12 protein-coding genes are annotated in these 12373 nt (G+C 33.4%); 8 read left to right on the top strand and 4 right to left on the bottom strand.

The window, feature by feature from the left end; genetic code table 11:
* Window positions 1–75: 75 nt before the first annotated feature.
* Window positions 76–552: a small multi-drug export protein gene (locus Q3907_RS03725; protein ID WP_301897294.1), complete on the bottom strand. Its 477-nt coding sequence runs from the start codon at window positions 550–552 to the stop codon at window positions 76–78.
* Between the two features lie 149 nt (window positions 553–701).
* On the opposite strand from Q3907_RS03725, the gene Q3907_RS03730 reads away from it, so the two are divergent.
* Together Q3907_RS03730 and Q3907_RS03735 are read left to right on the top strand one after the other, a co-directional pair.
* A complete protein-coding gene (locus Q3907_RS03730; protein ID WP_295560939.1) occupies window positions 702–1286 on the top strand; it encodes an HdeD family acid-resistance protein in 585 nt (194 codons plus the stop codon).
* A 10-nt stretch (window positions 1287–1296) separates the two neighbouring features.
* Window positions 1297–2487, top strand: a complete 1191-nt coding sequence (locus Q3907_RS03735; protein ID WP_301897298.1) for an iron-containing alcohol dehydrogenase — start codon at window positions 1297–1299, stop codon at window positions 2485–2487.
* Between the two features lie 12 nt (window positions 2488–2499).
* Here Q3907_RS03735 and Q3907_RS03740 read toward each other — a convergent pair whose 3' ends face one another.
* A complete protein-coding gene (locus tag Q3907_RS03740; RefSeq protein WP_295642466.1) occupies window positions 2500–3432 on the bottom strand; it encodes a DUF1002 domain-containing protein in 933 nt (310 codons plus the stop codon).
* A gap of 132 nt (window positions 3433–3564) precedes the next feature.
* Between Q3907_RS03740 and Q3907_RS03745 the strand changes: the two genes are divergently transcribed.
* Window positions 3565–3963 (top strand): metal-dependent transcriptional regulator, encoded by a 399-nt coding sequence (locus tag Q3907_RS03745; RefSeq protein WP_301897299.1) that lies wholly within the window; start codon window positions 3565–3567, stop codon window positions 3961–3963.
* 23 nt (window positions 3964–3986) lie between these two features.
* Here the strand turns inward: Q3907_RS03745 and Q3907_RS03750 are convergent, their stop codons facing one another.
* Window positions 3987–4685, bottom strand: a complete 699-nt coding sequence (locus tag Q3907_RS03750; protein WP_301897301.1) for a TIGR00266 family protein — start codon at window positions 4683–4685, stop codon at window positions 3987–3989.
* A gap of 319 nt (window positions 4686–5004) precedes the next feature.
* On the opposite strand from Q3907_RS03750, the gene nrdD reads away from it, so the two are divergent.
* The 5 genes from nrdD (at window position 5005) to Q3907_RS03775 (ending at window position 11178) form a co-directional block, all read left to right on the top strand.
* Entirely contained in the window at window positions 5005–7179 is a 2175-nt protein-coding gene (nrdD, locus tag Q3907_RS03755; protein ID WP_301897303.1) for an anaerobic ribonucleoside-triphosphate reductase, read from the top strand.
* A gap of 39 nt (window positions 7180–7218) precedes the next feature.
* Complete coding sequence (nrdG, locus tag Q3907_RS03760) at window positions 7219–7740, top strand: anaerobic ribonucleoside-triphosphate reductase activating protein (protein WP_301897304.1); 522 nt, start codon at window positions 7219–7221, stop codon at window positions 7738–7740.
* A 49-nt stretch (window positions 7741–7789) separates the two neighbouring features.
* Entirely contained in the window at window positions 7790–8437 is a 648-nt protein-coding gene (gene ispD, locus Q3907_RS03765; protein ID WP_295642479.1) for a 2-C-methyl-D-erythritol 4-phosphate cytidylyltransferase, read from the top strand.
* 8 nt (window positions 8438–8445) lie between these two features.
* On the top strand, window positions 8446–8913 hold the full coding sequence (locus Q3907_RS03770) for a hypothetical protein (RefSeq protein WP_295642482.1): 468 nt from the start codon (window positions 8446–8448) through the stop codon (window positions 8911–8913).
* Between the two features lie 72 nt (window positions 8914–8985).
* Window positions 8986–11178, top strand: coding sequence for an HAD-IC family P-type ATPase (locus Q3907_RS03775; protein WP_301897305.1), 2193 nt, complete (start codon window positions 8986–8988; stop codon window positions 11176–11178).
* A 146-nt stretch (window positions 11179–11324) separates the two neighbouring features.
* Here Q3907_RS03775 and Q3907_RS03780 read toward each other — a convergent pair whose 3' ends face one another.
* Entirely contained in the window at window positions 11325–12284 is a 960-nt protein-coding gene (locus Q3907_RS03780) for a 5-methyltetrahydropteroyltriglutamate--homocysteine S-methyltransferase (protein ID WP_301897306.1), read from the bottom strand.
* Between the last annotated feature and the right edge of the window lie 89 nt (window positions 12285–12373).

Below are 12373 nucleotides of genomic sequence, written 5' to 3' on the forward strand. Positions count from 1 at the left end.
GTTGTATGAGTGTTGATTTTAGCTTTATATCCTAATTTATTAAATGTGTCTTTAAATAAAAGAAAAAAGCACTATTTAAAACAGTGCTCCAAGTGCGCCAAATAAGCCCATACTCGCTAAAGCCATAATGATACCTGCAAGAATGACACCTAACATAACGGCTAATATGCTTGATTTGAAATCCATGTCTAAGATACTAGCGGCAAGAGTTCCAGTCCATGCACCTGTGCCTGGTAATGGAATACCTACAAATAATAGTAGGGCAACGAATAATCCTTTACCTGTCGTAGCTTGTAATTTTTTTCCGCCTTTTTCACCTTTTTCTAAACACCAAGTAAAAAAGTTTCCAATAACAGGTTTGCCTGCTCCCCAAATTAATATTTTTCTGGCAAAGAAATAGATAAATGGAACAGGAATCATATTCCCGATAATCGCAATAATATAATATTGTACAAATGGTAATCCCATTCCAGCGGCAATTGGAATAGCTCCACGAAGTTCAATGAGTGGTACCATTGATACAAAAAACACAATCAAGTATTTTTTTAGCATATAAGTCTCCTTTTTTTCGACAAATAAAAGTGTATCATTGATACATTGAATTTACAATATTAGACAGATATCGAAATATGTCTAGCACTATTGTGTTGAAAGTGCTAAAAGTGGTGTTATACTGAAATCAGTTAAAGGAGATGTTTTAAATGAAATGGTTTGATTCAGATTATAATTATATTGATGAATTTACAACACAATGGAATGAAAGGTATAAAAAAGTAAAAAGAACGAGTATAATATTGAGTATAGTATTGATTCTTATTGGCATTCTATGTTTTGCGTTTCCAGAAAAAGTGTTCACTACCATTCAGATGATTGCTGCTATTGGCCTGATAATATGGGGAGCTTATGAAATCTATTCATATATTACTACCACTTTCTTTTTTAAAGACGCTATGTGGTTAGTCAGTGGAATCTTAAACATCTTATTAGGCTGTTTGTTGTATACAATGCCAGTGACCATTACGGTGAGTACTTTAACATTCTTGTTTGCGTTTGTTTTATTGGTGAACGGAATTCAAAAAATGACTTGGGGATCAAAGTTAAGCTTTTTTAGAGTGATAAATACCAATTATTTGAGCTTTACAGGTTTGGTTAATTTGTTGTTGGGTATTATTTTTATGGTAATGCCATTCCAAAGTGCTTTAGTTGTCAACTATGTTATTGCAGCCTATTTGATTGTAGCTGGTATAAGCTTATTGATTGAAGCAATTTCAATGAAAAAGATTTAAAGGAGTATTTATGGAAAATTTTAAGTATTATGCACCAACAAAAGTTTATTTTGGAAAAGATGAGGAAAAAAAGGTTGGAAAGATTTTAAAGGAATTTCATCCGACAAAAGTGCTGATTCATTATGGAGGTCAAAGTGCCATTAAGTCTGGTCTGTTGGATCGTGTAAAAAAGGCATTGAATGAAGAAAATATTGCTTATTGTTTGTGTGGTGGTGTTGTAGCGAATCCTTTACTTTCTAAGGTAAATGAAGGTATTCAAGTTTGTAAAGAAGAAGGTGTTGATTTTATTTTAGCTGTCGGCGGTGGTAGTGTACTCGATTCAAGCAAGGGTATTGCTTATGGTGTCTATAATGAAGGCAATGTTTGGGATTATTATGCCAAAAAGAAAAAAATAAAAGGAGCTTTACCTATGGGATGCATCCTTACACTTGCAGCAACGGGTAGTGAAATGAGTGGTTCAAGCGTTATTACGAATGAAGATGGAAATTTAAAGCGTGGATTAGCTAGTGATTTTGGGTATTTTAAATTTTCGATTTTGAATCCAGAATTAACATATACTGTATCAAAGTATCAAACAATGTGTGGATGTACAGATATAATTATGCATACACTTGAAAGGTATTTTACGCCATTCGAAACATTGGATTTAGTGGATCAAATGGCGGAGAGTTTGATTTGTACTGTCATTAAAAACGCAAAAATTTTATTAGAAGATCCTACTAATGAACAAGCTCGAAGTGAGATTATGTGGGCTGGTAGTGTATCTCATAATGGCATGACAGGAGATAGAACTTTAGGTGACTGGGCTTGTCATGGCTTAGAACATGAATTGAGTGGCATGTTTAATGTGGCTCATGGAGCAGGTCTTGCAGCTATTTGGGATAGTTGGGCAAATCATGTGTATATGGAAAATCCAATGCGTTTTGCAAAACTAGGTCATCGCGTGTTTGGTTTAGATGATGCAGATACGTTATCGTGTGCGTTGGATACAATTGAAAAAATGGAAGAATTCTTTAAATCGATTGGCATGCCTACAAGTATTCAAGAATTGTTGAATCGTAAATGCACGGAGCCTGAATTATATGAATTAACTTATAAATGTAGTTTTGAGCATACGCGTACACTTGGAAAATTTAAAGAATTGGATGAAACAGATATGCTTGATATTTATCGTATGGCAAATGAAAAGGAAGTCGCTTAAGACTTCCTTATTTTAGTTAAATAAACTTTTGATAAAGTTGATGATTTTATCAAACCATCCTTCAGATTGAGCTTTATCTAATAGACCTGATAATTGGTTTTTTAAGCTACCAGATAATTTGTTTAATTGTTTCAATACTTCTTGTGAATCAATGGCAGAAGTATTTTGATATTTTTTCGCGAATTCAATTAATTTATTGATGTCATCTTGTGAGATGATATCGCTTAAATTAAATTTTTTTAATGCATCGGTTACAACTTGTTCAACCTGTTCTGCTGTTGCTGCACTACCTTGATTTTGCTTGATTTCGGCAAGTTCTTTTTTGATTTCAACCATAGCTTGATCTAAGCGTCCTGAATCAAAATTAGAATTATCTGCATTGTTTTCGGCAATTTCATTAGTTGTTTCAAGTTCATCCTGAGCAACTTGTGTACGATCTAAATCTAATGTTTCTCCATTTGATTCTAAAGCTTTATAAACACCAGTTAATGCAGATTCACCAGTTACTTTTGAAACAGAAGCTACATCGATTTCAACATCGCTAACACCGGCAGTAATAGCGGCATTGGCATATTGATTTGAAGTGATTTTTGTGATGTTGTCTTCGGTGATGATTTTAACCTTTACACCTGTTCCAGAATCTTTCTTTTGTACCATAACACTAGAAATTAAACTGGATGTACTACCACCTGCAATACCTAGATAAGTATATAAGTCGTTTGCATCTACGCTTGTTTCATATACATTGTTTGTATCTTTGATATCAAATAAATCACGTGTGCTTTGAATTTGATCATTCGTTAAACCACCACCATATACAACGGTTGGTTTACCCCACTTTTCATCAATGACAGATGTATCGATTGCGAATACATTTGTGGCACAAGCTGAAACACCCATTACAACTGCAAGGGCTGCGCCTAATAATTTATTACATTTAAACATATTTTGTTCTCCTTTTATTTTCTAATACGTTATAAGTGTATATTAACTTTAATTTTTGTGCAAAAGTTTTGAATCTTATGTGAAATTTTGTTATACTTTTATGGTAAGTTTAAGCTAACCGGAGGGATAGAAATGCAACTAACACAATCTCAGGAAGATTATTTAGAAACAATATATGTATTAAAGTCTCAACAAGACAATGTTCGTGCTATTGATGTAGCCGCAGCTTTAGGTTTTTCTAAGCCGAGTGTTTCACATGCTTTAAAAGACTTAAAAGAAAAAGATTTGATATATACAGATAAAACAGGTTATATCTTTTTTACAGAACAAGGACAAATGCAGGCTAGTCAAGTGTATGAAAGACATATTTATTTTAAAAATCAATTGCTTCATGCAGGAGTAGAACCTGTTCTTGCAGAAGAAGAAGCTTGTCGAATGGAACATACAATTAGTGAAGAAAGTTTCAAAAAATTAAAGGGCAATAAATGCGTTCGATCTTGCATTGATTGTAAAGGTGATAGCTGCAAATAAAAAAGCGTGAAAATCACGCTTTTTTAGTCTTTGCTTTGAGGAATGAATGGTAATAATGCATCGGCAAGGGAATGAAGATTACGAGATTGAATGTATACTTTTCCGTTGCCATGGAATACGTTAACTAATCCTTCACCAGTTGTAAATCCAAAGGTTCCGGAAGCAATCTTGATTTCATAATCTAAAGAATCATCCCATGCGACAACATGTTCATTGTCAATTGTGATTGGATGTGCATCATCCACATTGATTTCCATAATATCCCCATACGCATTGATCAAAAGGTCTCCTTGACCAAATGTATGCATGACAAAGAATCCACCTGTTCCACCAAACAATGCTTTTCCTACGCTTTGAGTTTTCATTTCATAGCTCACACTATTATCGCAGGCTAGAAAAGCTCCATTGTTTAAATAGTAGTGATTTTGTGAATTGACTTCTAAACAAATGATTTTTCCTGGAATAGAAGGTGCAATTCCAAGTAATCCATCATAATTGGTTCCTGTGGCTTCTGTGATAAACATGCTTTCACCGCTTGTAAGGCTTCGGCCAATAGCACCTAATACGCCGCCAAGGCCTTTTTTATTGCTGTTCATTTTACCTTCAATTGTAACATTAGACATGTAGGCCATTGAGCCTCTTTCGATTTTTACTGTTTCCTTATTTTGTAAATTGATTTCAACGATAGGACAATCTGAATCCCCTTTGATTTTGTAATCCATAATATAATCTCCTTTTCTTTCTTATATTGTATCAAGTATATGTGAATTTAACATGAAATATCAAAAAAATAAAATTGACATAAATGATGTCTGTATAAGAGGTATCTTATGAATAAAGGAGGGTTGTACAAAATATTTAAAAAAATAAAAAACTTATACAAATTAGTTGAGCTTAAAAAATTAAGAAACCGGTTTGCTTTATGTATCGCTCAAGCATTATTTTGTAGGAAAGTAAAGTCTTGTTTTAGAAAAAAATATAAGTATACTTAAGATAGTCATTAAAAATAGTTGAACCTTCAACTATTTTAGGAGGAATTATATGAAAGTAATTAAAAGAAGTGGAGAAGAAGTCGTTTTTGATCCAGCAAAAATTGAAAATGCAATCAAAAAAGCAAATAAAGCAACTACACATAATCAAATGACAGACGAATTGATTCATACTGTTACGCAAAGTGTTGTCGATAAATGTGAAAATTTAAAGAGAAGCCCAAATGTTGAAGAAATTCAAGATATGGTTGAGGGTGAATTGATGGAGCATCGTTGTTTTGCGGTAGCTCACAACTATATTACATATCGTTATGAGCGTGCTTTAGTTCGTAAGGCAAATTCAACAGATAAGCAAATTATGTCTTTGCTTGAACGTAATAATGAAGAAGTGAAACAGGAAAATTCAAATAAAAACCCATTAGTAAATAGCGTTCAACGTGATTATATGGCTGGTGAAGTTTCAAAGGATATCACAAAGCGCTTCTTATTACCTCAAGATGTTATGGAAGCACACGAACAAGGAATTATTCATTTCCATGATTCCGATTATTTTGCGCAACATATGCACAATTGTTGCTTAGTAAACTTGGATGATATGCTACAAAATGGAACAGTTATCTCTGAAACTATGATTGAAAAACCACATAGTTTTTCTACCGCATGTAATGTAGCTACACAAATTATTGCACAAGTCGCAAGTTCACAATATGGAGGTCAAAGTATTACACTTTCTCATTTAGCTCCTTTTGTGCAGGTTTCAAGAGAAAAGGCGCGTCGTGAAGTAAAAGAAGAATTGGAATCGTTAAATCTAGATTCTTCAGAAGAAACTGTAAATAAAATGGCAGAGATGCGTGTTCGTAAAGAAATCGAAAAAGGTGTACAGATGATTCAATATCAGGTCATCACATTGATGACGACAAATGGACAAGCTCCATTCGTAACTGTATTCATGTATTTGAATGAAGTGCCAGAAGGACAGACTCGTGATGATTTAGCTATTATTATTGAAGAGATGTTGAAACAAAGAATCAAGGGTGTTAAAAATGAAAAGGGTATTTGGATCACACCAGCATTCCCTAAATTGATTTATGTTCTTGAAGAAAATAATATTGAAGAAGGTTCAAAATATTGGTATTTAACAGAATTAGCTGCAAGATGTACAGCTAAGCGTATGGTTCCAGATTATATTTCTGAAAAGAAAATGTTGGAATTGAAAGTGGATGTGAATGGTGAAGGGCATTGTTATCCATGTATGGGATGTCGTTCATTCTTAACTACATATTTAGATGAAAATGGTAAGCCAAAATACTATGGTCGTTTTAACCAGGGTGTTGTGACTTTGAACTTAGTGGATGTAGCTTGTTCAAGTAAGCATGATGAAGAAGCATTCTGGAGAATTATGGACGAAAGATTAGCTTTATGTAAAAAAGCATTGATGTGCCGTCATGAAAGATTACTAGGAACACCAAGTGATGTAGCACCTATTTTATGGCAAAATGGTGCATTGGCTCGTTTGAAAAAAGGGGAACCAATCGATAAATTATTGTTTGGTGGATATTCTACAATTTCATTAGGTTATGCCGGATTATGTGAATGTGTATATTATATGACAGGACATCCTCATACTGAGGAACCAGGAACATCATTTGGATTAAAAGTTATGCAGTATTTAAATGATGCATGTGCTAAATGGAAGGCTGAAGAAAATATTGATTTCTCATTATATGGAACTCCAATGGAATCAACGACATTTAAATTCTCTAAACATCTACAAGAACGTTTTGGAATTATTCCTCATGTAACAGATAAAAACTACATCACAAATAGTTATCATGTTCATGTAACGGAAGAAATTGATGCATTTACAAAATTATCGTTTGAATCACAATTCCAAAAACTTTCTCCAGGTGGAGCTATTAGTTATGTAGAAGTTCCAAATATGGAAAATAATATTGATGCAGTATTGGCAATTATGAAACATATTTATAATCATATTATGTATGCGGAATTAAATACAAAATCAGACTATTGCCAAGTATGTGGATATACGGGTGAAATCAAAATTGTAGAAGATGAGAACCACAAATTAGTTTGGGAATGTCCAAATTGTGGCAATCGTGACCAAGAAAAAATGAATGTGGCTCGTCGTACTTGTGGATATATTGGAACTCAGTTCTGGAACCAAGGAAGAACACAAGAAATCAAAGAAAGAGTACTACACTTATAAGAGCTAGTTTTCTAGCTCTTTTTTAGGAGGTAACCCAAAATGTACTATGGAAATATAAAAAAGAATGATATCGCAAATGGTAAAGGTGTTCGTGTAACACTATTTGTATCAGGGTGTACAAATCATTGTAAGAATTGTTTCCAACCAGAAACATGGAACTTTGATTATGGTAAGCCTTATACAAAGGAAACGGAAAATGAAATTATTGAAGCTTTAAAACCGAGTCATATTGCAGGTTTGACATTACTTGGAGGAGAACCGTTTGAGCCAGAAAACCAAAGAGAACTCGTAAAACTTCTTCGTCGTGTTCATAAAGAGTTGCCAAAAAAGAATATTTGGTCATTTACGGGATTTATTCTTGATCAAGACTTATTGGATGGGGGAAGAAAACATTGTGAAGTAACCGATGAAATGTTATCTTTATTAGATGTTTTAGTAGATGGCCCATTTAAGGAAGAAGAAAAAGATATCACATTGGCATTTCGTGGTTCAAGAAATCAAAGGCTTATTGATATGAAAAAATCTTTGAAGGAACAAGAGGTTATAGAATTGGAAGTTTAATCTTCCAATTTTTTTATCCATTGTTAAGAAAATTTGATATAATGGATGCATGAACTACAGTGTGATTGTTTTAGCTGCTGGAAGAGGCAGTCGTACGAATCTAGATTATAATAAAGTATTTTATACTTTCGAAAATGGACAAACTGTGTTAAATAAGAGTCTGTCTGTTTTTTTATCAGATGATGAATGTAAACAAGTGGTTTTAGTTTGTGCTGATTATGAAAAAGATTATGTGAATGAACATTATACATATGATTCAAGAATCCAAGTTGTAACAGGAGGAAAAACACGGCAAGATAGTGTCTATAATGGCTTACAAGTTGTTGATCAGGATTATGTTATGATTCATGATGGGGCTAGACCTTTTGTTGAAAAGAATTGGATTTTTGATTTGAAACAAACATTAGAAACAGAATCGGCTTGTTTATTAATGGTTCCAAGTGTGGATACCACAAAAATTGTTGTGGATGGATATGTGAAAGAATCATTAGAAAGAAAACTTGTATATCATGCGCAGACACCACAATGCTTTAAAACCGATTTGATTAAAGAGTGTCATAGGCTTGCACGAGATAAACAAGTGCAGGCAACAGATGATGCACAACTTGTTGAATGGTTTTCTGATATAAAAGTAAAGGTTGTTTTATCAAGTTTCACAAATAAAAAAATAACTTTACCTGAAGATTTGAAAGGATAGGTATAAAGATGGAATATTCGGCTTTGGTATTTGATGATTGTAAAGAAGTAGAAGATACTTATGATAAATTATTAGAAACAATTGATTTGTTTGCGAATGATGAAAACTGCACACAAATCGTTGTAAGTTGCAAAAGTGTATGGACACTAAGACTTGCTTCATCACCTAAAAATAAGGTGATGCTTGTGCAAAGACCGGACAAGCCTTATGTGGCTTTATTGAATGGTTTAAAGGCTGTTAAACAAGAAAATGTTGTTGTGACAGGTATTTCTACTAAACATATAAAAAAAGATGTAGATGCATTATTGGATCATCTATCAAGATATCCAGCCATTAATTTCGATAAAGACTTACAGGCATTTGATACAAGACTATTGATGTTCTGTCTACAAAAAGCCATTGAATCCAACTTGGCAATTACATCTTATGCCCAAGCTGTTACGCTTGCAAATACTCCATTAGAATCGATTGAATGATACGGCTATTGTCGTATCATTTTTAATAAAAACTTAATTATTTTGCATGCTTAAAGGTAGTACAATAGGTATATGCACAACTCATCAAATTTATCAAAAAGTTATAAAGATATCATTAAACAACATGTATTTACTTTATTTAACGGAATCAATATAGTACTCGCAATATTCGTATTTTTTACGGGCTCCTATCGCAATATGCTTTTTATGATTACCGTCATTTTAAATATGCTGATTGGACTCTTTCAAGAAATACGATCTAAACGAATGCTAGATAAGCTTTCTTTATTAAATCAGCCAAAGATTCATGTGCTTCGAAATGATATTGAAAGTGAATTAGCTGTTGAAGACATTGAAGTTAATGATCTTGTAGTCTTATATGCAGGGGATGAAATCAGTTTTGATGGTCATATCGTATCTGGAAGTATTGAATGTGATGAATCCATGTTGACGGGAGAAAGTGATGCGATATATAAACAAGAAAGTTCTTCACTACTTAGTGGAAGCTTTGTAGTTTCAGGAAAATGTTTGATGAAAGTAGACAAAGTAGGACAAGATACGTATGCCTATTCGATTTTAAAACATGCCAAACGCTTTAAAAAATATCCAAGTCAACTTCGAGATTCAATTGACACCATTATTAAATGGTGTACATACATTTTAATTCCACTTGGATGTGCCTTGTTTATTAAACAATTGATCAAGACCAATTATACAACAGCTACCTTAAATACAGTGGCAGCCGTTGTAGGCATGATTCCTGAAGGACTTGTCTTTTTGACAAGTGTTGCCTTAGCTATCAGTTCATTTAAACTTGGTAAACAGAGCGTTTTAGTTCAAGAACTCTATTGCATTGAAACACTCGCAAGAACAGATACTCTTTGTTTAGATAAAACAGGCACACTAACACAAGGAAAGCTAAGTGTATGTCATGTAGAAGAAATTAAAAATATTGATGGAATTCTAGGCGATATGATGCAGACTTTACCTGATGAAAATGCGACAGCACTTGCACTAAGAAGTCATTTTAAGACAAGAAATCATAATAAAGTCGTATCTTTTCTGCCATTTTCAAGTCAAAGAAAATATTCAAGTGTGACATTTGAAGATGGAGAATATAAACTAGGTGCCTATTCTTATATTGCCAAAGAAATAGATTCAAAAGTAGAAGAACATATTGAATCTTATACATCTCAAGCTATGCGCGTTATTGTGTTGATGAAAGATGATGTTGTTTTAGCTTATATATGTTTGCGTGATGAATTAAGGCACGATGCCAAAGATACATTGAATTTCTTTAAAAAACAAGGTGTGGACATTAAATTGATTTCGGGAGATGATCCAAAAACAGTTGAAGCTCTAGCTAGAAAAGCAGGCTTTACTTCGAAAAGTATCGATATGTCCACTGTAAAGAATGTGGATTCTGTTGTCGATTCCTATTCAATATTTGGACGTGTGACTCCCGAACAAAAGAAAGAACTTGTTTTGGCATTAAAGAAAAGAAATAAAACTGTCGCAATGACAGGAGATGGCGTTAATGATGTTATGGCATTAAAAGAAGCTGATTGTTCGATTGCGATGGGATCTGGTTCACAAGCTTGTAAAAGTGTGGCAAGTTTAGTTTTATTAAAAGATCAAATGAATGCATTGCCTGCCATTTTGTATCAAGGACGATGTGTCATTAATAATATTCAAAGAACAGCATCTTTGTTTCTAGTTAAAACACTTTTTTCAGTTGGACTATCCTTGTTGACATTGATATGTTTAAAGAACTATCCATTTAAACCCATCCAGTTAACTTTGATTTCTGCCTTGGCAACAGGAATACCTAGCTTTGTATTAACACTAGAACCAAATGGAAATCGAGTGAAAGGTAACTTTCTTCAAAATGTCATCTCAAAAGCATTGCCAGGAGCTATATGCGTTATATGCAGTGTAATTGGAGTGTCGATTCTAGACCATTTTGTAAAAATTTCACCAGGTGAGTATTCAACAATGTGTACAATTCTTGCTGGAGTCAATGCACTAATGGTATTGAGACGCGTATGTGTACCGATGACACTTATGAGAAAAATATTAGTCACGATCATGTGTATGATTTTTATAGGTTCCATGATTTTATGTCAAAACTTTTTCTACATCGTCCATTTAAGATGGTATGAAATTATCTATGTGATTTTAAATATATGTCTCATTCCATATATATTAACGCTTGTAACATTGAATGTAAAAAAATTTATACGAAAAAAAGAAGTCTGGAATTAACCCCAGACTTCTTCTGCTATTTCTTTAACCAATTTAACTTTAGCCCATTGTTCATCTTCTGTCATGATATTTCCTTCTTCAGTTGAAGAAAAACCGCATTGTGGGCTTAGACAAAGTTGTTCTTTTTTTACATATTGTTCAGCTTCTTAAATTCTTTTCTTTATTTCTTCTTTATCTTCGAGTTGCGCAAACTTTGAAGTAATCAATCCAAGAACGACTTTTTGATCTTTAATAAAACGAAGAGGACTAAAATCACCAGATCTTTCTGAATCGTATTCTAGGAAAAATCCATCTACTTTACAATGACCAAATAAAATTTCGGCAACAGGTTCATAACCACCTGATGAAAACCAAGTAGATCTGAAGTTTCCTCTACAAATATGCATTGTGATTGTCATGTCTTCTGGTTTTTCCTCTAAGGCTAGATTGATCATATCTACATAGGATTTAGCAATTTTATCTAAATCAAGACCGCGCTCCTTGTAGGCTTTTCGCTTATTAGCATCACAGAATTCTCCCCAAGAAGTATCATCCAATTGTAAATATCTACACCCAGCATCATAAAATGCACGAATAGCCTTTTGATAAGCAATCGCAATATCGTGATATAACACATCCATATCTTCATAACGTTTGATTGGTGTATATTCTTCACTACGTACGCAACAAATCAAATGAAGCATAGATGGAGATGGAATTGTCATCTTACAAAGCGTTCCTTGTGCAATACTATTTAAGTATTTGAAGTGTTCTAAAAATGGATGGTTATTAAAATCAATTTTATCTGTGATCTTTAATGTGGCTGCTTTAGGCTGATGGCCCTTAAAGTGTACAGACCAATGATCAGCTTTGATTTCTTCAACACCATCTAGATCTGCAAGAAAATCTAAATGCCAATATCTTCTTCTAAATTCTCCATCCGTAACGGCTTGAAGTCCGACTTCTTTTTCTTTTGTGACTAACTCTAGGATGGCTTTATCTTCAACGGCCTTTAATTGATTGGCGTCAATTGTTTTATTCGCAAACTCTTCTCTAGCTTTTTTAAGGTAGTCAGGACGTAAAAAGCTTCCTACTACATCATATTTAAAAGGTGGTTGTACTGTCATAATTAATTCCTCAACTTTCGTGTGAGTTAAGTCTATCACATTTGTAGACTATAGAATAATTGAAAAAATCTTTATGTTGCTATAGGTAA

This window comes from uncultured Holdemanella sp. (assembly GCF_958348295.1).
Lineage (GTDB): Bacteria > Bacillota_I > Bacilli_A > Erysipelotrichales > Erysipelotrichaceae > Holdemanella.

Coding starts and splice junctions, on each gene's coding strand:
- Q3907_RS03740 (WP_295642466.1), bottom strand. CDS start 3,432: ATGTTTAAATGTAATAAATTATTAGGCGCAGCCCTTGCAGTTGTAATG.
- nrdG (WP_301897304.1), top strand. CDS start 7,219: ATGTACTATGGAAATATAAAAAAGAATGATATCGCAAATGGTAAAGGT.
- Q3907_RS03735 (WP_301897298.1), top strand. CDS start 1,297: ATGGAAAATTTTAAGTATTATGCACCAACAAAAGTTTATTTTGGAAAA.
- Q3907_RS03745 (WP_301897299.1), top strand. CDS start 3,565: ATGCAACTAACACAATCTCAGGAAGATTATTTAGAAACAATATATGTA.
- Q3907_RS03730 (WP_295560939.1), top strand. CDS start 702: ATGAAATGGTTTGATTCAGATTATAATTATATTGATGAATTTACAACA.
- Q3907_RS03750 (WP_301897301.1), bottom strand. CDS start 4,685: ATGGATTACAAAATCAAAGGGGATTCAGATTGTCCTATCGTTGAAATC.
- Q3907_RS03780 (WP_301897306.1), bottom strand. CDS start 12,284: ATGACAGTACAACCACCTTTTAAATATGATGTAGTAGGAAGCTTTTTA.
- ispD (WP_295642479.1), top strand. CDS start 7,790: ATGAACTACAGTGTGATTGTTTTAGCTGCTGGAAGAGGCAGTCGTACG.
- Q3907_RS03725 (WP_301897294.1), bottom strand. CDS start 552: ATGCTAAAAAAATACTTGATTGTGTTTTTTGTATCAATGGTACCACTC.
- Q3907_RS03770 (WP_295642482.1), top strand. CDS start 8,446: ATGGAATATTCGGCTTTGGTATTTGATGATTGTAAAGAAGTAGAAGAT.
- nrdD (WP_301897303.1), top strand. CDS start 5,005: ATGAAAGTAATTAAAAGAAGTGGAGAAGAAGTCGTTTTTGATCCAGCA.
- Q3907_RS03775 (WP_301897305.1), top strand. CDS start 8,986: ATGCACAACTCATCAAATTTATCAAAAAGTTATAAAGATATCATTAAA.